Source organism: Salinispora tropica CNB-440, from assembly GCF_000016425.1.
GTDB lineage: Bacteria > Actinomycetota > Actinomycetes > Mycobacteriales > Micromonosporaceae > Micromonospora > Micromonospora tropica.
In genome coordinates this window covers 59,157-78,584 of record NC_009380.1, presented here as the reverse complement: position 1 = coordinate 78,584, position 19,428 = coordinate 59,157, and the positions used below count along the sequence as shown (strand labels likewise).

18 protein-coding genes, 1 tRNA gene and 1 pseudogene are annotated in these 19,428 nt (G+C 69.1%); 15 read left to right on the top strand and 5 right to left on the bottom strand.

Annotation, left to right across the window (positions count from 1 at the left end; genetic code table 11):
* Window positions 1-9: 9 nt before the first annotated feature.
* The 11 genes from STROP_RS00350 (at window position 10) to STROP_RS00300 (ending at window position 10,897) form a co-directional block, all read left to right on the top strand.
* The gene (locus STROP_RS00350) at window positions 10-321 is read left to right on the top strand and encodes a hypothetical protein (RefSeq protein WP_011903990.1); all 312 of its coding nucleotides are present in this window, start codon (window positions 10-12) and stop codon (window positions 319-321) included.
* On the top strand, window positions 318-1,379 hold the full coding sequence (locus STROP_RS23205; protein WP_011903989.1) for a hypothetical protein: 1,062 nt from the start codon (window positions 318-320) through the stop codon (window positions 1,377-1,379). Before STROP_RS00350 ends, STROP_RS23205 begins: the two co-directional genes overlap by 4 nt.
* Before the next feature lie 93 nt (window positions 1,380-1,472).
* Window positions 1,473-1,976, top strand: coding sequence for a Pycsar system effector family protein (locus tag STROP_RS00340; RefSeq protein WP_011903988.1), 504 nt, complete (start codon window positions 1,473-1,475; stop codon window positions 1,974-1,976).
* Between the two features lies 1 nt (window position 1,977).
* On the top strand, window positions 1,978-2,178 hold the full coding sequence (locus STROP_RS00335; RefSeq protein ID WP_011903987.1) for a hypothetical protein: 201 nt from the start codon (window positions 1,978-1,980) through the stop codon (window positions 2,176-2,178).
* Window positions 2,175-3,728, top strand: a complete 1,554-nt coding sequence (locus STROP_RS25455; protein WP_011903986.1) for a hypothetical protein — start codon at window positions 2,175-2,177, stop codon at window positions 3,726-3,728. The genes STROP_RS00335 and STROP_RS25455 overlap by 4 nt, the downstream gene beginning before the upstream one ends.
* Window positions 3,725-5,878 carry a hypothetical protein gene (locus tag STROP_RS00325; protein WP_011903985.1) on the top strand — a complete coding sequence of 718 codons (2,154 nt, stop codon included), beginning with the start codon at window positions 3,725-3,727 and terminating at the stop codon, window positions 5,876-5,878. Before STROP_RS25455 ends, STROP_RS00325 begins: the two co-directional genes overlap by 4 nt.
* Window positions 5,879-6,218: 340 nt before the next feature.
* Complete coding sequence (locus STROP_RS00320) at window positions 6,219-7,394, top strand: bifunctional DNA primase/polymerase (RefSeq protein ID WP_011903984.1); 1,176 nt, start codon at window positions 6,219-6,221, stop codon at window positions 7,392-7,394.
* On the top strand, window positions 7,391-8,101 hold the full coding sequence (locus STROP_RS00315) for a DNA cytosine methyltransferase (protein WP_011903983.1): 711 nt from the start codon (window positions 7,391-7,393) through the stop codon (window positions 8,099-8,101). The genes STROP_RS00320 and STROP_RS00315 overlap by 4 nt, the downstream gene beginning before the upstream one ends.
* Before the next feature lie 4 nt (window positions 8,102-8,105).
* Window positions 8,106-9,212 (top strand): AAA family ATPase, encoded by a 1,107-nt coding sequence (locus tag STROP_RS00310; protein WP_011903982.1) that lies wholly within the window; start codon window positions 8,106-8,108, stop codon window positions 9,210-9,212.
* 237 nt (window positions 9,213-9,449) lie between these two features.
* Entirely contained in the window at window positions 9,450-9,707 is a 258-nt protein-coding gene (locus STROP_RS00305; protein WP_011903981.1) for an excisionase family DNA-binding protein, read from the top strand.
* A 2-nt stretch (window positions 9,708-9,709) separates the two neighbouring features.
* A complete protein-coding gene (locus tag STROP_RS00300; RefSeq protein WP_011903980.1) occupies window positions 9,710-10,897 on the top strand; it encodes a tyrosine-type recombinase/integrase in 1,188 nt (395 codons plus the stop codon).
* Between the two features lie 90 nt (window positions 10,898-10,987).
* Here STROP_RS00300 and STROP_RS00295 read toward each other — a convergent pair.
* Window positions 10,988-11,061 (bottom strand) — tRNA-Gly (locus STROP_RS00295).
* Between the two features lie 234 nt (window positions 11,062-11,295).
* On the opposite strand from STROP_RS00295, the pseudogene STROP_RS26255 reads away from it, so the two are divergent.
* A pseudogene (locus STROP_RS26255) lies at window positions 11,296-11,401 on the top strand (zinc metalloprotease); the annotation flags it as partial.
* A gap of 33 nt (window positions 11,402-11,434) precedes the next feature.
* On the opposite strand, the gene STROP_RS00290 reads toward STROP_RS26255, so the two are convergent.
* On the bottom strand, window positions 11,435-11,968 hold the full coding sequence (locus STROP_RS00290; RefSeq protein WP_011903979.1) for a pyridoxamine 5'-phosphate oxidase family protein: 534 nt from the start codon (window positions 11,966-11,968) through the stop codon (window positions 11,435-11,437).
* Window positions 11,969-12,045: 77 nt separating this feature from the next.
* On the opposite strand from STROP_RS00290, the gene dcd reads away from it, so the two are divergent.
* Window positions 12,046-12,624 (top strand): dCTP deaminase, encoded by a 579-nt coding sequence (dcd, locus tag STROP_RS00285; protein WP_011903978.1) that lies wholly within the window; start codon window positions 12,046-12,048, stop codon window positions 12,622-12,624.
* A gap of 147 nt (window positions 12,625-12,771) precedes the next feature.
* On the opposite strand, the gene STROP_RS00280 is transcribed toward dcd, so the two are convergent.
* From STROP_RS00280 to STROP_RS00270, 3 genes are all read right to left on the bottom strand, one after another.
* Window positions 12,772-13,785, bottom strand: coding sequence for a C40 family peptidase (locus STROP_RS00280; protein ID WP_011903977.1), 1,014 nt, complete (start codon window positions 13,783-13,785; stop codon window positions 12,772-12,774).
* A gap of 314 nt (window positions 13,786-14,099) precedes the next feature.
* The gene (locus STROP_RS00275; protein WP_011903976.1) at window positions 14,100-16,298 is read right to left on the bottom strand and encodes a (Fe-S)-binding protein; all 2,199 of its coding nucleotides are present in this window, start codon (window positions 16,296-16,298) and stop codon (window positions 14,100-14,102) included.
* A gap of 307 nt (window positions 16,299-16,605) precedes the next feature.
* Complete coding sequence (locus STROP_RS00270) at window positions 16,606-16,869, bottom strand: cell division protein CrgA (RefSeq protein ID WP_026274697.1); 264 nt, start codon at window positions 16,867-16,869, stop codon at window positions 16,606-16,608.
* A gap of 190 nt (window positions 16,870-17,059) precedes the next feature.
* Here STROP_RS00270 and STROP_RS00265 point away from each other — a divergent pair, with 190 nt between their 5' ends.
* Both STROP_RS00265 and STROP_RS23355 read left to right on the top strand, forming a co-directional pair.
* Window positions 17,060-17,863 carry a DUF881 domain-containing protein gene (locus STROP_RS00265; protein WP_026274698.1) on the top strand — a complete coding sequence of 268 codons (804 nt, stop codon included), beginning with the start codon at window positions 17,060-17,062 and terminating at the stop codon, window positions 17,861-17,863.
* Window positions 17,860-19,425, top strand: coding sequence for a class E sortase (locus STROP_RS23355; protein WP_011903973.1), 1,566 nt, complete (start codon window positions 17,860-17,862; stop codon window positions 19,423-19,425). Before STROP_RS00265 ends, STROP_RS23355 begins: the two co-directional genes overlap by 4 nt.
* Window positions 19,426-19,428 lie beyond the last annotated feature (3 nt).

Below are 19,428 nucleotides of genomic sequence, written 5' to 3'. Positions count from 1 at the left end.
CGTGCTGTGATGGCCGAACTGCTGTTGCTGGCCGACCCCGCCTTCATCCGCGTGCATACTCCCGACGTGTCGCTGTCGGTCGCCTTCGACAGCATTGCCGAACTTAAGTCGTGGCTGCACCTGGCCGGACTTAACGACCCGGACATGCTGATCGGAGAGCACGAGGGCACCACCGACGACGGTCGCCCGTACCGGTCGATGAACGCCTACCCAACCTGGCGCGGCTGGGAGTTCTACGCCTCTGCCAGGGAGTTCACCGACAGCGGTGACCTTGATGCGCAGACCGTTGACGGGCTTGCCGCCCTGGTGGTGGCCGGATGACCGCCCCCACGCTCGATAGCCGCGCCTATACCCATCGGGCCGGATTGTTGGTGCCCACCTCGATCATCGGGGGCGAGGGGCCAACCGATGCGTCCGACGACCGGTTCGCCGAGTCCATGGTGAACCCGGAGCCGGTACAGCCTTCCTCGCCCGCGCCTGCTCCGACCGGTAAGGATGCCGCCGCGCGGGTGGCGCCGCCCCTGGTGAAGGTGGGTCGGGCCGAGCGTCGCCGTCGGCAGCGTGTCGAGGGTGAGCGTGCGGCGCGGCACGCGCGGTTGGCGGGTGACACGGCTCGGGTGCAGCGGTGGCAAGCGCGGGCGGCTGAGGCCCGCCAGCTACGGCGGCTGCTGACCGATCCGGATGTGCGGGCGGTTCGGTTGATGCGTCAGCGTGCCCGGTGGACCGCGATGGCCTGGATGGCGTTGCTGTTCAGCATGGGCTTCACGATGGTCAACGTTCAGCGGTTCGCGGCGATCGGCTCCGAGCAGTGGTCCCCGATGTGGGTGGTGGCGTGGCTTGTCGACCCGGCGTTTAGCGTGCTGCTAGTTGGTGTGCTGATCGCCCGGGGTTCCCTGGCCGCTGTCGGCCACCAGATGCACGACACGGCGCTAGTGCGTATCGAGCGGGTGCTGCTGGCCGCGATCGCGGGCATGAACATCATGCCGACGATCAGCCACCGCTACGACAGCCTGACCGAGCACCTGTTCCAGGTGGCGCTGCACATGGCGATTCCGGCGTTGGCGTTCGGCGCGGCCGTGGCCCTACCCCTGATTCAGGCCCACTTCGCCCGCGCGATCGAGGCCCTGTCGGATGCCCGTCCGGATGCCATCAACCTGCCCAAACTCGCCGCCGACCCGACCGCAGCGGTGGAGCTTTCCGCCAACGACCGGACGCTTCTGACCGACGTCCGGAACGCCATCACGACCGGGGTCTTGGAGCCGGACCCGACCGGTCACGCGATCCACCGGCGAGTGATGTCCGGCCGGGGCGACAAGGCCCGCGCCTACCGCGTCGCCGGCTTCGTCAACGGCTGGCGACCCGAACTCGCCACCGCCTAGCCCCGCCCGGCGGCACAGCCCACATGGCCTCAGAAACCCGTGCTGTGCCGCCGGTCCCAAACACCCAAGCCTCATGTGAGGAGGGCATCTGTGATGGTGCCAGTTTCCGAGCCGACGCCGGTCGGCGACCCGGTCGATCCGGCCTGGTTTTTTGCCCGCGCCGAGTTCACGCGCGGTGAGTTGACGCGTGTGGACGGCAAGGCCGCCACGTCGATGGCGATCGCGGGAGCTGCGGCCACGCTCGGCGCTACCGCGCTGGCCAGGGCTGACCTGCCGCCAGTGGCGATGGCGGTCGGGGTGGCCACGGTCTTCCTGGCCGGTGTGGCTACCGCACTGTTGGCGGTGACGGTCCGGCCGTGTCTAGCCGGTGGTCATGGGCTGATGCACTACGCCGTTTCCACCCCACACCAGCTACTCGCCGAGGTCGCCGACCCGGCTCGGACCACCGCTGAGCAGGAAGCCCGGTACCTGGTGTGGCTGGCACGCCTAGCGCTGCGCAAGTACCGGCGGATCCGCCTCGCGGTCGACCTGCTGCTAACCGCGCTGGCCGGCACCGCCGCTACCGCCGCCCTCGCCACCCTGACCCCCGGAGGTTGACATGCACACCACCACCAACAACACCCCGTCTCGCAGCGGTGCCGTTGCCGCCGCAACCGTCATCGTCCCGGTGGCGGTGTTCGGGTTCGGCTACGGCCTAGCCCGTAACGCCGAGCTGACCGCCTGGATCGCCCTGGTCGCACTGATCGCTGCTGCCGGGGCCGGCATCACGCAGGCACTGATCCGGGTAGTGCAGCGATGACCACCACAACCAAACCGCCCGCAACCACCGAGGTAGAGCCGGCCAACACCGACCCACCGGGCGACAGCGCCACCGATCCGGCCGACGCCGAGGCGGCAGCCGTTGAGGCACCCGGAGACACTGCCGACCCGCCAACGCCGGAGGACGATCCGCCGGCCGAGGATGGCGAGGATTCGCCGACCGGGTTCCCAGGCGGCGCGGTGTTGGCCTCGGCTGCTGATGTGGTCGCCGTTGGTGGTGGCGCTCTGGTGGCCGGGGCCGGTGGTGCCGGGGTGATGCTGCTGGCCGCTGGTGGCCTCGCCGCCGCCGCTGCCGCAGCAGCCCGCCGCAGGGATGAACGCCGCCGTCGGGAAGCAGGGCGGCGGGTTGCAGGCACGGCGCGTGCGTCTCGCCGCTCCACCGGCGGCACGCCGGGCCTGACTCGCGGTCGCAACACCAGCCGCCGCAACGGTGGTGGTGGTGTGGGTTCCGGCCGGGACGGGGCCGGTAAAGCTGGCCGCCGTCGTCGGGGCGCGGATCCGGGTCACGGTGGGGCCGGCAAGTCCAGCCGTCGCCGCAGGCCGGGATTCGGGCGCGACGGGACCGGAAAGTCGGGGCAGGGTCGCCGGTGGGGCCTGTTCGGTCGTTCGTCGCCGTTTCGGCGTTCCAACAAGGCCGGTGATACCGGCGCGGGCGGGTCGAAGGGCAGGTCGTGGTGGGGCAAACGCTCCGGCCGGAACCCGACGACCAGTAACAGCGGTACCCGCAACAGCAACAGCAGCCGTCGTCGTGGGGCGCTGGCCCGGGGCCGGGCGTGGCTGCCGAAACTGCCCGCGCTCGGTAGGCCCTGGAACCGTGGGGGCAAGCCCGACTCGGGCGGGAAACGGCCACCGTCGGTGGCGGGCCAGTCATGGTGGCGCGGCCTGGTATCCGGGCTACGGGTACCGGCGGCAAGCCCACCACCCTGGGCGCGGACCCCGCCGACCCCGGCCCCCGGCTCTGGTCTGTCCGGTGTGGCTGCGCTGCCTCGCGGCCGTCACGCCCCCCGCCCTGCTGCTGCGTCTGCGGTAAGCGCTGAGGACGCCGTGCGGCAGGCCCGGCAGATCCGTAAAGCCCTCGCCGGAGTCAAGGACGCCGTCAAGGCGATCGAGGCCGCCGCGTCTGCGGCCGGCGCGCAAGGAGAGAACGAAGGTCCGGGACCTACCGGACCGCAACCACTGGGAGGAACAGCAATGGGTCAGTTCCCGCTACCAGCCGCCGCCGCCGAGTTCCGCTCGGCGGCATCGCAGTACACCCCCGATGACATGTACGAATTCGGGCTGCACCTGGCGCAGATGCCCGCCGCGATGGCCGACATCGCCGAAGGGCTGAAAACGATGGCGATCCGCACCGGCACCGAACGACCGGTCAACCCCCTCGTCGTCGAGGCGCTCGCCGCGCTGTACCACGCGCAGCGCGCCACGATCACCGCCGCCGAAACGATCGCCCCCATGTTCCGCAAAGCCCACTCAGTCGATTTGGCCCGCCAGGAGAACCCCCGCAACAACGAGCAGGAATGGAACGTCCGATGACCAACACCACCAACGCCCCGCAGACCCCCCCGGCCAACCAGCCGGGGGCAACCCCCAACCCCACCCCAACCGCCAAGCCCGCCGCCGCTCGGTCGACCCCGGCCGGGTGGGTCACCTACGCCCTGTCGACCTGGCACTGGCGGCACCCCCACCCCGCATGGGGAACAATCAACGCCGCCGGAGCGACCCTCGGCACCGCCGGAATCGCCGCCGCCGCCGGGGTTCCCGCCCCATTCGCGCTGATCGGTGGGGCGCTCGGCGCGGCCGGAGCCGTCGCCGGAGGAATGGCCGACGACCTGTCCGGGCGGCGCCTGCTCTGGCGGGCCGGAAGCTGGATGCTGCCCGCAACCTGGATGGCCTCCACCATCGGACTCGACGCCGTCTGGTCCGGCCCCGCGCTAGGCACCCTCACCGCCGGCACCGCCGCCGCAGCCACCATCGCCACCGCCGCCGGCCGCGCCCGCCGCCGCCGCACCGTCACCCGCCATCAGCAGGCAGCCCGCGCCGACGCCGCCACCGCCCGGGAGAGGGTCGCCGTGGCGTGGGAAGCGCGCATCGCCCGCGTCACCGACGTCAAAGTCACGATCCGAGCGGTACAGGCGTGGCCCACCAGATCCGGGTTCACCCTCGACGCCGACCTCCCCACCGGCGGGGCGACCTGGCGGGACATCGCCCGCCGCACCGAAGGATTGGCCACCGACGCCCGCCTCCCCAACGGGTGTGAGGTCACCGTCGAGCCCGGTGACAGCCGAGGCGCGGTGCTGCTGCACGTGTCCACCGTCAACCGGCTCGGCGAAGATCACTACCTGGACGACTACAGCCCCCTATCCATTAACAACCCCCTCGCGATCGGGGTGCACCGCAACGGCGAACAAGCCCTCATCAACTTGCGGTACGCGTGTGGGGTGCTGGTCGGGCAAACCGACTCCGGCAAAACCAACCAGCTTCAGACCATCAACACCCAGCTCATCCGGGCCGTGGACGCGATCGTGTGGCACATCGACCTCGCCGGAGGCGGCCTCGCCCGACCGTGGGTCACCCCCTGGGCCGAAGGGCGCGCACCCGCCCCCGCCGTGGACTGGGTTGCCACCACCGCCGCCGAAGCCGAAATCATGGCACGGGCCGCGATTGAGATCCTCAAAGGGCGTAAACCCGCCTACCAGCAGCGCATGCGCGACGCCAACGACGACAAGATCCCCGTCGGCCCCGACCTCCCCGAAATCGTCATCGTGGTGGACGAGATCAAAACCGTGCCCGCGCACATCGTGGCCATGCTCACCGAAATCTCTGACACCGGCCGCGCCGCCGGTGTCCGCACCCTGTCCTGCGCCCTACGCGCCACCGACGACTACCTTCCCGTAGCCATCAAAGAACAGGCGCGGATCCGGGTCGGGATGCGCGTCTCCGACGAGAAGGAACTCAACTACCTCTACGGCTGGAAGTACAACATCGACTCCGAAGCCGCCCCCTACCAAGGCTGCGGCTTCCTCCTCGCCGGCGAGCCGGGTGAAGCCGCCCCCATGCCGTTCAAGGGCTACCGCACCGACCCCGGCCGCATCGACGCCGCCGCCATCGCCGCCGCCGGCTGGCGACCCGACCTCGACCCCACCTCCGCCCACCTCGCCGACCAAGTCGCCGTACGCGGCACCCACGCCTACACCGACCGCTGGACCCGCACCCTGCCCACCCTGTTCACCGAACCCACCACCATCACCAACCCCGCCACCATCCCCAGCCAGCCCGCCACAACCACCACACCCGACAACAGCAGCAAAGCTGATATTTCACGCATGTTCGACCCCATCCCCGGCGACACCCTCGACGCCGCCCTCCACCGACTCACCACCATCACCGCACGCGCCACCGACACCGCCGCCGGCAACCCCGTACCCGAGCTACTAACCCGCGCTCTCGACGCCACCGAAGCCGCCGGAGGACGCATCCACACCGCCGACCTCGCCACCCACCTCGACATGGACCCCGGCGACCTCGGCACCGAACTCGGACGCATCCTGCGCGACGTCGGCGTCGAACGACACAACAACACCGGCCGCCTACGCGTCGGCGACACGTCCAAACCCGGATATCTGGCCGACACTCTCCGTGAAGCAGTAGACGCCTACCGGGCTAGCACTCAGAAGGCCGCCTGACCCTCCCACAAACCGGTGTGGGAGTCACACAACAGCACCTCCCACAAACCGTGTGACTCCCACACCCTGTGTCACCCCCCGAAACACCCCCTGACCTGCCCGTGTCACGCGTGTCACTCCCACACCCACAAGGGGGGTACCGGCCCGAAAACCGGCCCCACACCCCCCTTGCCTCCCACGCCTGACACGCCTCCCACACCCGCGCCCACCCGACCGCTCTCGGGGCGACTCCACACACCCACACGCCGTAACACTCCGTAGCCAAAGGAAGCGCCATGACCGCTCATCCCCACTGGCACCAGAAACTCGTCGCGCTCGCCATCCGGCAGAGAAGCATCTGATGACCGGCGGGCACTGGATCGGGGCGAGTAAGGCCCTCGGTCGCTTCGTGTCAGTCGATCTGCCGTACCCGCACATCTGCGGCCGGACCGTCGCCGCCGAGGACACCGTCTCCGGCCAGCCGTTGCAGGTCGCCCGGTGGGAGAAGGTCCGCTACTGCGCCGCGTGCGCCCACGACAAGCACCTCAAAGCCCACCCGTTCACACCCGATTCGAGGAGGCCGAACCCCATGCGCGACGCCACAACCTTGCGTGAGGTCGCCCTCGCCGCCGCCTTACGCGGCTGGCACATCTTCCCCCTGCGGCCGGACGACAAGCGGCCCGCGTTCCCTGACCACCTGGCCGATGCCTGCACCGGCCGGGACCCACGCTGCCGCAACGGGCACACCGGCTGGGAGGCACGCGCCACCACCGACCCCGACCGGATCCGGCGCGGCTGGTCCGAAACCCCGTGGGGAGTCGGCATCGCCTGCGGCCCCTCCGGGCTGGTCGTCATCGACCTGGACGTACGCAAGCCCGACCAGGACGCGCCGCCCGGCAACCCACACCCGGCCGCGACAAGCGGCATCGACGTGTTCGCCGCGCTGTGCGAGACCGCCGGACAGCCGATACCCGACGACACCTACGCCGTAACCACGGGCCGGGGCGGCTCGCACCTGTACTTCCGACACCCGGCCGACAGCCCCGCCCTGCGCAACACGGCCGGGGAACGCGGTAACGGCCTCGGTTGGCTGGTCGACACCCGCGCCCACGGCGGCTACGTTGTTGCGGCCGGAAGCACCGTCGCGGGGCGGTCCTACACCGTCGCCCGTGATCTGCCGGTCGCCGAGCTGCCCGGGTGGCTCGCCGAACGCCTCGCGCCCGCGCCGTTGCCGCCGCAACGACCGGTCGTCGTTGACCTGCCGACCGGGCGGACCGGGGCCTACCTGGACGCCGCAATCACCAGGCAACTCGACCACCTTCGGCGGGCCGCTGAAGGCGAGCGCAACCACACGCTCTACGTCTCCGCGGTCGCCTTCGGCCAACTCGCCGCCGGTGGCGCACTACCCGCCGACCAGGCCGAAGCGCTGTTGGAAGAAGCCGCGCTGTCCATCGGCCTGTCCCGGTTCGAGACGCTGCGCACGATCCGCTCCGGCCTCACCGTCGGTGCCCGCCGCCCCCGGACGGTGGCCGCATGAACGCCGGACCGCTGAATGTGCTGGAGCTGTTCGCTGGCATTGGTGGCCTGTCGCTGGGCCTACAACGGGCCGGACTGCGGATCGTCGGCCATGTCGAGATCAACCCGTTCTGCCGCGCCGTTCTGCACAAGCACTGGCCGGAGGTGCCCTGCCATGACGACGTTCGCACCGCCGCCGCCTGGTGGCGCTCCACCGACCGGCCGCGCGTCGATGTCGTCGCTGGCGGCTACCCGTGCCAGCCGGAGTCGACCGCCGGCAAACGCCGAGGCACTGATGACGACCGGTGGCTGTGGCCGGACATGGCCCGGGTCATCCATGCGATCCGGCCCCGGTACGTCGTCGGGGAAAACGTCATGGGACACCGCACCAGGGGACTTCGTTTCGTGCTCCGAGACCTCCAACGCCTCGGATACACCGCCAGTGCCGGCATTATCCGAGCTTGCGAGATGGGCGCCCCACACCCACGACCAAGGCTGCTCGTCCTGGCCCACACCGACCGCCCGGGACGCCACCCGGGGAGCGGGCTGGAACCGCCCCGGACGGCCACTACCCGAACGGGTCGGTGGGCCGACGAACCCCGCCTGGCTCGAATGGCTCATGGGCTTCCCGGCGCGGTGGACCGACGTCGAGCCCTCGGAAATGCGGTCGTTCCCCACGTCGCCGAATTCGTCGGCCGCATCATTCTCAACCACCACACAGGCAGGTAACCCGATGACCCCCGAACCGAATGAGCGACCGAACCTGCACGTAGCCGGGCCGAACGACGCCGCCGAAGTGCTGTCGGCCGAGCAGGCGCGGCCAGCGCGGATCCGCACCTCGTGGTCCGCCGCCGACATCATGGCGATGGAGTTCGCCCCACCCAAGTGGGCCGTGCCCGGCGTGCTGTCCGAGGGCGTCAACCTGCTGTGCGGACCACCGAAGGTCGGCAAATCGTGGATGTCGCTCGGCCTCGGTGTCGATGTCGCCCTCGGCGGTAAGGCGTTCGGGACGATTCCCGTCGAGCGTGGCCCGGTGCTGTACCTCGCCCTGGAAGACACCGCCCGCCGTCTGCAATCACGGCTGAGCAAGGTGCTGGGCCAGCGAAAGGCACCGGCCGGTCTCACCCTCGCCACCGAGTGCCCGCCCCTACCGCAAGGCGGAGACCGGGCCATCGCCGCGTGGCTAGACCGCAACCCATCCGCGCGCATGGTCATCATCGACGTGTTCGCCAAGCTACGCGGCAACTCCGCACCCGGCTCCTCCGCCTACGACGCCGACTACGCCGCCGTAGGCCGGGCGAAGAAGGTCGCCGACGACTACGGCGTCGCGTTCGTCCTGGTCCACCACGTACGCAAGGCCGGATCCGACGACTTCCTCACCGAGGTCTCCGGCACCAACGGCCTCGCCGGAGCCGCCGACGCCACCCTCGTCCTCAAACGGGCACGCAACCAGGGCGACGGCGTGCTCCACGTGACCGGCCGCGATGTTGACGAAAACGAGTACGCCCTGAACTTCGACACCGCCGCCGGGGCGTGGCAGATGCTCGACGGCCCGGCCCAGGATCACCAGGTCGGCGAGACCCGCGCAGCGATCCTGCGGTTCCTGCGAACCACCCCCGGCAGCACACCCAAGGCCATCGCCACCGAGGTCGGTCTCGCCTACGACAACGTCAAACGCACCTGTCAGCGAATGCTCGCAGACGGACAGCTTGCCGCCGACACCGGTGGCCGGTACCGAGTCCCCGGTGTCCCCCCTGTCCCCGGTGTCCCCCAACCCACCCTGACCAGCGAAAACAAGGGGGACACCACGGAGACACCCACACTCTGGCCGCAACCCTGACAAACACGCTGAAACAAAGGGGCAACGCACTGTTTCAGCACAGACCCTATGTAGAACCACCCGAAGGCCCGAGATCTTGGCTCAGCGTGGCTCTCAGCGGCCCGCCCTGCGGCCTCTTGCCATCGCAGCCCACCACCCTTGCCGAAACGCCTTCACCAAAGGAACGACCGCGACGGGCGCTCTCAGCGCCTTGCCGCACCACCCCTGACGGACCGCACTGCCCGGAAAGGACACCCGATGGCTAAGCGGATCACCCAGAACATGCCGGCACTGGAGCTACCCGCCGAATTGCTGACCATCCAAGAGGCCGCAAGCCGCATCGGCATGAGCGTGCGCTACGTCCGCCGCGCCGTCGCCGAGCGGCAGATCGCATTCCACCGTATCGGCCGGTCGATCCGGATCGACCCCGCCGACCTGGCCGCATTCGTCCACGCCGGACGAGTCGAGCCCATGACCACGGAGTCCATCTGGCACGAGTTAAGGAGCGTTGCCTGATAATGCCGAACAAGGACGGACACCGCCGCTACGGCAGCGTGCGCAAGTTGCCCTCCGGCCGCTACCAAGTTCGACACCTCGCGCCGGACGGCACGATGCGACCCGGGGATCAGACATTCGCCCGCAAAACCGAGGCCGAGCGGTATCTAACCCTGATTGAGGCGCAGATGGCCCGCAGGGAGTGGATCGACCCTAATCGAGGAAAGATCCGGTTGCAGGACTATGCGGAACGGTGGATCACGGAACGGCCGAACCTGCGCCCCCGCACTGTCCATCTGTACCGATGGACGCTGGGCAAGCACATTACGCCGCACCTGGGCGGCGTGCCGCTCAACCGGATCGACACACCGATGGTCCGGGAGTGGCGCTCCCGTCTGCTCGCCGACGGCGTGTCGCTGACCATGGCCGCGAAGGCGTACCGACTGCTGCGCGCCATCCTGATGACAGCCGTGAAGGAGGACGAACTGATCAGGATCAACCCGTGCCGCGTTGTCGGTGCCGACCAGGAGAATGCCGCCGAGCGGCCGGTGCTCACCGTTCCGCAAATCTTTGCCTTGGCCGAGCGGATGCCAGACCGTTTTCGGGCGCTGATCCTGGTAACCACGTTCGGATGCCTGCGATGGGGTGAAGCGGTCGCCCTGCAGCGGCAAGACGTCGACCTGGTCGCCGGCACGGTACGAGTACGGCAAGCATTCGTCGAACACCGAGGAACCGGCCTGATCCTCGGCCCGCCGAAGTCCCGGGCCGGTGTGCGAACCATCGCGCTACCAAAGGCGGCACTGCCCATGCTGAAACAGCACGTGAGCAGCCACGTCGGCGAGGCACCGGAAGCATTTGTGTTTACCGGTGAGAACGGCCGGAATCTCTGGCGCGGCAACTTCAACAAGCTGGTCAAGTGGCCCGAGGCGGTCGCCGCCGTGGGCGTGCCCGGCCTGCACTTTCACGACCTGCGGCACACCGGCAACACGCTCGCGTCGCGAGCGCCGGGCGCGAGCCTGCGCGACATCATGGCGCGGATGGGGCACGACAGCCCTCGCGCCGCGCTGATCTACCAGCACGCCAACCGGGAGGCCGACCAGGGCATCGCCGACGCGATCGACAAGGCGGTCAAGGCGGCCCGGCGCAAGCCGAGCAAGCGCCGGGTCAAGCGGGCTACCGAGGGCGGCGGACCGGCCACCGAGGCACGCTAATGGCACGCTAATGGCACGAGCACCTGTTTCAGCCGTCTAGGACGACGGAAGCCCTGGCGGGACATGTGTCCTGACCAGGGCTTCCGTGTGTGGAGCGGGTGACGGGAATCGAACCCGCACTGTCAGCTTGGGAAGCTGATGTTCTGCCATTGAACTACACCCGCAGGCGGGACCACTCTACCTGAACCGCCACGCGGCGCCCACCCAGGTACCCGCCAGACCACCGACTCGCCCGGGCCAGCAGCCACCGGAGCGGGCTGAAGCCGAAGCCGCAACGTCGGAGACGGCGCGCCTCCCTCCCGAACGGACCCCGGCCAGGGCCCCAGCCGGACTACCAGTAAGACTCCCGACGATTTGACTAAAATTGTCTAATTCATCGATGTATTGTGGTCCGCCCCATGCTGAACGAGTCGCTGCCCGCCGGCACCGCCACCGACCACAACCCTCGACGACACCAGCACCCACGAAGTCGGTAACTGGCTGAACCTCTACCACACCTTCCAGCGGAGCTGGCAGCCGCTCTTGTGGGGCCGGCGCTCAGGCAGCCGCGCTGCCCTGATGATCGACAGTGGGAGCCGGCGGGGCGGCGGGGCGAGGGTCGCCGGGGCGACCCGACTGACCACCCGGCTCCAACCAGACCTGGACCGCCGGTCTCGCCACGCCGGCGACGTCGTGCTGGGCAATCATCGCGACATCGATGCTGAACTCGAAGAGCCGCCAGTCGATGTCGTAGATCGCGCAGTGCCGGCGGGCCAAGCGGGTCACCCGAGCCGGATCCGTCACCGGCCGAGCCCGACCTGCGAGGTAGGCCTCGTCGTCGCTCTCCTCTGCGGGGAAGGAGTGCAGCGCATAACGCCCATCGCGCTCCAGGTCACGCCGCTTGGGCGAGTCAATCACGAAACAGAAGAGACCCTCTTCGGTGAGCACCGGGGAGACCGGATGCACGCGAGGGCCGCCGTCGGCGCGGACCGTGGCCAGGTAGCCCAGGCCCGGCCCGTACTGCTGGAGAAGCCGGCGGACCCCGTCGGCAAGGCGGGGTACGTCGGCGGCGAACTCGGACCAGGAAGCCATACCGGCATTCTATCGAACATGCGTTCTACTACCCAGGCGAAATGGGGGCGTGTCGCCCCACTCGCTATGGTGGTCCGATGCTTCTCTCCGATCGTGACCTGGCCGCCGAGATCAAGGCCGGCACGCTGGCGCTGGAGCCGTTCGATCCCGCGCTGGTCCAGCCATCCAGCATCGACGTACGGCTGGACAAACTCTTCCGGGTGTTCAACAACCACCTCTACACGCACATCGACCCGTCCCGGCAACAGGACGACCTGACCTCGGCGGTCGAGGTGCCCGACGGCGAACCGTTCGTGCTGCACCCCGGTGAGTTCGTGCTCGCCTCCACCCTCGAGGTCATCTCACTCGGGGACCAGCTCGCCGGCCGGCTGGAAGGCAAGAGTTCCCTCGGCCGGCTCGGACTGCTCACCCACTCGACCGCCGGCTTCATCGACCCAGGTTTCTCCGGCCACGTGACGCTGGAACTCTCCAACGTGGCGAACCTGCCGATCATGCTCTGGCCCGGCATGAAGATCGGTCAGCTCTGCATCTTCCGCCTCTGCTCACCGGCCGAGCACCCGTACGGATCGGCCGTCTACGGGTCCCGCTACCAGGGGCAGCGGGGCCCCACCCCCAGCCGCTCCTGGCAGAGTTGGCGCACCTGGCCGACCCGCTGAGCCGCTGAGCCGCTGAGCCGCTGGCGCATCCTGCCACCGGCGGGTGGGCCGACCGCCTCGCCCGCCGGAACCGGCAGTCGTACGTGACGAGGGCCCCAGGACGACGAAGAACGTCGTCCTGGGGCCCTCGTCACGTACGGGGCTGATTCAGCCCGGTCGACGGAATCCGGCGACCGGCATGTAGTTGATACTGCCCACCATGACCGGCTTACCGGTCCGGGGCGCGTGCACCATCTGGTCATTGCCGAGGTACAGGCCGACATGGTGCAGGTTGCTGGGGCTGGAGAAGAAGACGAGGTCACCGGGGCGCGCCTCGGACCGCGAGATCGCCTTGCCCTCGTTCCACTGAGCGCCGGTGTAGTGCGTCAGGTAGACGCCGGCCGCCTTGTACGCGTACTGCGTCAGCCCGGAGCAGTCGAACGAGTTGGGGCCGGAGCTACCAAAGACGTACGGGTCGCCCACCTGCGCGCAGGCGGTTCGGATGGCGGTTCGGGCAGCCGCGCTGACCACACCATTGACGGTGGGGCACTGCGGGGTCGACACCGTGGTCTTCGGCAGCGAAGCCTTGAGACGCTTGATCTCGGCGTCGATCTGCTTCTTTCGCGCCGCCAGCTCGCTCTCCTGCTTGTCCTGCGCGGCAATCAACTCATCGAGCGTTTCTTTCTGGTCGTCGTATTCCTTGCGGATCGCCAGCACTTCCTCGAGCTGCTTGCGCTCCATGGCGGCGACCCGGTTCAGCAAGGCCAGCTCCTCGCTGATCTCATTCGGGTCATCGCTCACCAGCAGCGCGCCGAGTTCCCGTGACGGCCCACTGATGTAGTACTCCGAGGCCAGGCCACCGATCCGCTTCGTCGCGATCTCGCTCTCCAGCTGGAGCGGAGCGATCTTCTTTGCCAGTTCGTCCGACTTCTTACGGTTTTCCTTCAGCTGCGCCCGAACCTTGTTGTACTGCGCGATCGTGGGCTCCATCTCGCGCCACTGTTTGTCGATCGCGGCCTCGATCTCGTCCACCGACGGCTCGGCGTACGCGGGGACTGCCAGCACACCGAGACCAACCGCGACCGCGGCGACCGCGGCGAGCAGACCATGGGCGGCCCGACGCAGCCCTCCCGGACGGCGCGACCGCGCCGAGGCCTGACGATGAGGGGACGTGGTTGCCACCGGCACCGACTCCTTTGCAACCCGGACAACGGGGCGCCTCGGGACAAGGGTGGGGGTACGAGGCAGACGATCCACCGCAGCCAACGCACAACAATAGGGAAGGCCCGGTACAGAATCAAGGCAAACGAACGGCTTTCACTTCTGCGTAGTCGCCCGCCCACAAATAGTTCCGACCTGGTCCCAGAAATTGTAAATGTCCGGAAATTGACATCCGCAAAAATTACCGCTGGTGATTGAAATTCGGGCGGGCTGACGGCGAGGCCGATCGGCGGTGGCACCCGGTGGTGCCACCGCCGTCCCGGTCCAAAGCAAAATCAGCCCGCGACCCGCTCGTCGCTCTTCTGGTCGGCCTGCGGCTGTTCCGGCCGCACCGACCGGAGCAGGACGCTCGCCACGTCCACCACCTCGACCTGCTCGCCGGCGCCCTTACCGTTCACGCCGTCATTGAGCATCGTCGAGCAGAACGGGCAGCCGACCGCGACCGTCGCTGCGCCGGTTGACATGGCCTCCTCGACCCGATCCACGTTGATCCGCTTACCGATCTTCTCCTCCATCCACATGCGGGCGCCGCCGGCACCACAGCAGAAGGAGCGTTCACTGTTCCGCGGCATCTCGGTGACCTCGCCCTGGACCGCCGTTCCGAGCACCTCACGCGGCGGAGCGAAGACCCGGTTGTGCCGGCCCAGGTAGCAGGGATCGTGGTAGGTCACACCGCCGTCGATCGGCTGTACCGGGGTCAGCGCGCCGGTGGCCACCAGGTGGGCCAGGAGCTGGGTGTGGTGCACAACCTCGAACTCACCACCGAGTTGCCCGTACTCGTTGCCCAGGGTGTTGAAGCAGTGCGGACAGGTAGCGACGATCTTGCGTTGGCTCTTCTCTCGGCCGTCAAACGCCTCGTTCAGCGTCTCCACGTTCTGCTGCGCGAGCATCTGGAAGACGAACTCGTTGCCGATCCGGCGGGCCGGATCGCCGGAGCACGTCTCCCCCTCGCCCAGGATGGCGAAGGAGACGCCGGCCTCGTGGAGCAACGTGGCGACGGCCCGGGTGGTCTTCTTCGCCCGGTCCTCGAAGGCTCCGGCGCAGCCAACCCAGAACAGGTACTCGAAGTCGTCAACCTCGCCGACCCGCGGCACCTCGAAGTCGAGGCCCTTGGTCCAGTCCTCCCGGGTGTTCTGCGGGGCGCCCCACGGGTTGCCCTTGTTCTCCAGGTTGCGCAGCATCACCCCGGCCTCCGAGGGGAAGCTGGACTCGATGAGCATCTGGTAACGGCGCATGTCGACAATGTGATCGACGTGCTCGATGTCGACCGGGCACTGCTCGACGCAGGCCCCGCAGGTCGTGCAGGACCAGAGCACGTCCGGGTCGATGACACCGGACTCCTCGACGCCGCCGATCAATGGCTTCTCCGCCTCGGCGAGCGCCAGCGCGTCAACATGGGCGAGCTGCCCGTCGGCGGCCTTCTCTGCACCGGTCAGGTCCTTGCCACCGCCGGCCAGTAGGTACGGGGCCTTTGCGTAGGCGTGATCGCGAAGGCTGAGCACCAACAGCTTCGGTGACAGCGGCTTACCGGTGTTCCACGCCGGGCACTGGGACTGGCAGCGACCGCACTCGGTGCAGGTACTGAAGTCCAGCAGCCCCTTCCAGGTGAACTGCTCGACCTGGGCGACGCCGAACTGGTCCTTCTCCGGATCCGCCTCCTCGAAGTCGAGGAGTTCGCCGTTACTGGTCATCGGCCGCAGGGCACCGAGCCCAGAGCCGGGCCGACCCGGGTTGCGCTTGAAGAAGATGTTGGGGAAGGCCAGGAAGCGGTGCCAGGCGACACCCATGGTCACGTTCAGCGAAATCACGATCAGCCAGGCCATCGAAATCGCGATCTTGATGACGGCGGCGATGCTGACCCCGGCCTCCCAGTCCGGCAGCAGGCCGCCGACCGCGTGGCTGAGCGGCGTCGCCCAGACCGGGTACTCGAAGTGATCGGTAGCGACCTTGAAGCCCCGGATGAGAAAGCCCATCACCAGGACGCCGAGAATGACGGCCTCGACGAAGTAGCCCTGCCACATGGTCGAGCCGGTGAACCGGGACCTTCCACCGGGCCGGGTTGGGCGGTTGCGCACCCGGATCGCGATCAACACCAGGATGCTGGCGATGCCGAAGACGCCGAGCGCTTCGGTGACGAGACCGTAGACCGCCCAGCTCCCGATCAGCGGGAGCCCGCCGGTCGGGGAGACGACCTCGAAGTACGCCTCCAGCACCAGCAGTGACAGCACGATGAACCCGACCATCACGAACCAGTGCGCGGCACCCACGAGACTCCAGCGGAGCATCCGGGTATGCCCCGCGGTCTCCGCCAGCATCGTCTTCGTCCGCGTGGCCCAGTCGGTGAAGCGGGCCGGGTCCGGCTGGCCCAGCCGGATCACGGCCACCATCTTCATGACTGCCCGCACGGCGAGCCACACCGCCACAGCGGTGATGGCGGCCGCGACGATCGTGGTGACGATCTGGACGCTGCCCATCGAGTCGGCCCTCCCGGTCTACTACTGCCTCGAACGGCTCGGCGATCGGCATTCGGTCAGGACATGTTCGGCGCAGCCTTGCCACGTCCTCGACCCGGACCGATCGTTGACCTTGCCTCGCCCGGTCGTGCAGTGCAGCCTACGCGCAAGGTTACCCGGCGGTAACGTGAGGCATCTCGCATCCCGAACGATGCCGTCCTGCGCCACACCATAAGGTGCCGCGCCCGGCAGCGCCGGTTGGGGCGGAGTCGACCGAGCTGGCAGGGCTGGCGCACCGGCTTCGGCCGGCGCGCAGATCAACGCGTGATCAACGCCAGCGTGAGAGCAGGATCAGGGAGCCGACCATTGCGCCGAAGCCCACCGCGAGGTTCCAGTAACCCCACGACATGACCGGATACTCCTGCTCGGAGAGGTAGTAGACCACCAACCAGCCGATGCCGGCGACGATGAGTGTGACCGCCGTGGCCGGCAACCAGACCGGGCTAGGCTTGCGCGTCGCCGCCGTCGCCGTCGGACGCACGTCCGTCGGCGGGGTGTACACCTTCTTCTTACGGACCTGAGACTTGGGCACGACGCTCTCCAGAGGGGGTGACGACCTCGTCCGGCCTGACAACCGGGCGCGAGGGCGACGGTCCATGGCCAATAATGTTTCGACAGCTAGCGTAGTCCGGAAGACCCGTTCAGGCCACGAAAGGGTCTTCTCCAATACCCCGGAGGGGTCGTCGGAGCGGGCTGGTACGCGACGAGAGGAGGGAAACCCCGTGGAATACACATCCGGCGCGGCCTCCTGGCGGAAGGTACTCCGGCGGGTCGTCGCCGCCCTCATCCAACGCCCGCGGCAGCGCCGACTCGGCTGGCCGGTCGGCGTACCGTTGATCGCCGCCGCGGCCGGACTTCTCTTCACCACCACCGCTACCACCGCCGGGGGCACCACCCTGCGCGAGGACCGGCGCCCTCAGCTCAACCAGCTCATCCAGGACCGCCACACCGAGGTAGCGGCCAGCGAGCAGCGGGCGGCAGAGCTCCGCGCGACGGTTGAGGCCCGCACCAACGCCCTCGCCGGTTCCGACGGGACGATCCAGCAGCAGCAGGAGCGGGCGGCGGCCAGCCAGGAGCCGGCCGGATTCACCGCCCTCACCGGCCTCGGAGTGACCGTGGAGCTCGACGACGCGCCGAGACGCAACGACGGCAGCCTGCCCACCGGCGTTACCAACCACGACCTGGTGGTGCACCAAGGTGACGTACAGGCCGTGGTGAACGCCCTCTGGGCCGGCGGCGCGGAGGCGATGTCAATCATGGATGTCCGCGTGCTCGCCACAAGCGCGGTACGCTGCGTTGGTAACACCCTGCTGCTCCATGGCCGGGTGTATTCCCCTCCATTCAAGATCGTAGCGATCGGCGACCCCGCCGCCCTCCAGCGGGCACTCGCCGAGTCCGAGGGAGTCCGGTTGTTCAGGGACCTGGCGAACACCTACAAGCTGGGCTATAAGGAGACGGTCTCCACCGTGTCAGTACCGGCGTTCGATGGCTCCGCCGCACTCCGTTGGGCGACGGTGCCCGAATGACCCGGGCATCGGAGAGCTGGCAACCTGATCGGGACGACGACCAGACGGCGTTCCTGCCGCGGCTGGAGCGTCCCTGGCAGCAGCCCCGGCACGAGTCGGAGCAGCCGTCGTCCCCGCCCGGACCCGCGCCCCAACCGCCGAGCCAGCCGGGCGCACTGCCCCAGTCGGGCGCGCCGAGCCAACCGGGCGCCCTGCCCCAGCCGGGCGCGCCGAGCCAGCCACCGGGGTCAACCGGAACGCCGCAGCGCCCACCGACTCAGTCGCCGTGGCACGCGGCCGCTCCCGCCTCCACCCCTCCAGCCGGCTCGGCCTTCGACGCTGCGTACCCGCCCACGCCGCCGGCGGCCGACCGGCCACTCGACCCGCCGACCGCAGCCCACCGGAATCTTCGGCCCGCATCCCCGCCACACTCGTCGGAACCGGCCGCCCCTTCCCCCTCGCCGAGCCCGGTCAACCCACGCCGGCCCGCGTGGGAGGGCACCTCATCGACGGCTGACGCCCCCACCGCGCTCATCCCCACGACACCGCTGCGGACCGCAGCCCCGAATGCCAGTCCCGCCCCGAATGCCAGTCCAGCCCGGAGTGCCGGCGCGGCCCCTGGTGCCGGTGCAGCCCCTGATGCCACCCCGGGCACCAGCCCCACCGCCGATCCGGCGGCCACCGCGCTCATCCCGCGGGTGGCCAGCCACACGCCTCCGGCACTCGACTCCACCGCCCTGATGGGCGCCGTGCCCCAGCCACCCCGCGACGCCGACTCCACGGCCGACTCCGCCACCCCCGAGCCGGCCCAGCCGCGCCGGGGTGAGCGGGTGGTCAAGCTACGCCCAGAGCAGTCCGCCCTCGGCTACAAGAGCGTCTACTCGGAGCTGACCCGGCCGACGTTCCGGTCCCGCCTCCGCACCGGCGTCCGCGCCGCCGGTGAGGTGCTCATCACCTTCGGCATAGTGGTGCTCCTCTTCGCCGGGTACGAGATCTGGGGGAAGTCGGTGATCGTCAACGCCCACCAGAACGACCTCAGCCAGCAGCTCGCCGAGGCGTGGGGGCCAACCGGTGACCCGACTGTGACGCCCTCCGCCGCTTCCTCGTCCGCCTCCGCGCCACCGACGGTGCAGGGCATTCCGATCGCCGGCCTGTACATCCCGCGGCTCGACAAAAACTGGATCGTCGTCGAGGGAGTGACCCAGAAGGACCTCCGATACGCTCCGGGCCACTACCCGACGAGCGCCCTCCCCGGCCAGCTCGGCAACTTCTCCATCGCCGGGCACCGGAACCGGGCCACCTTCTGGCGACTTGACGAGTTGGACGACGGCGACGTGATCGTTGCCGAGGATCGGGACGAGTGGCACGTCTACCGCGTCACCCGCAACCACGTCGTCAAGCCGAGCGAGGTGGCGGTGGTGGCACCGGTTCCCGGCGAGCCGGGCGCCGAGCCGACCGACGCGATGCTCACCCTGACCACCTGCCACCCGAAGTTCGACAACTACGAACGCCTGATCATCCACGCGAAGCTGGACCGGACGCAGGCCAAGTCGGCGGGCCGCCCGGCGGAACTGGGGGGCTGAGAA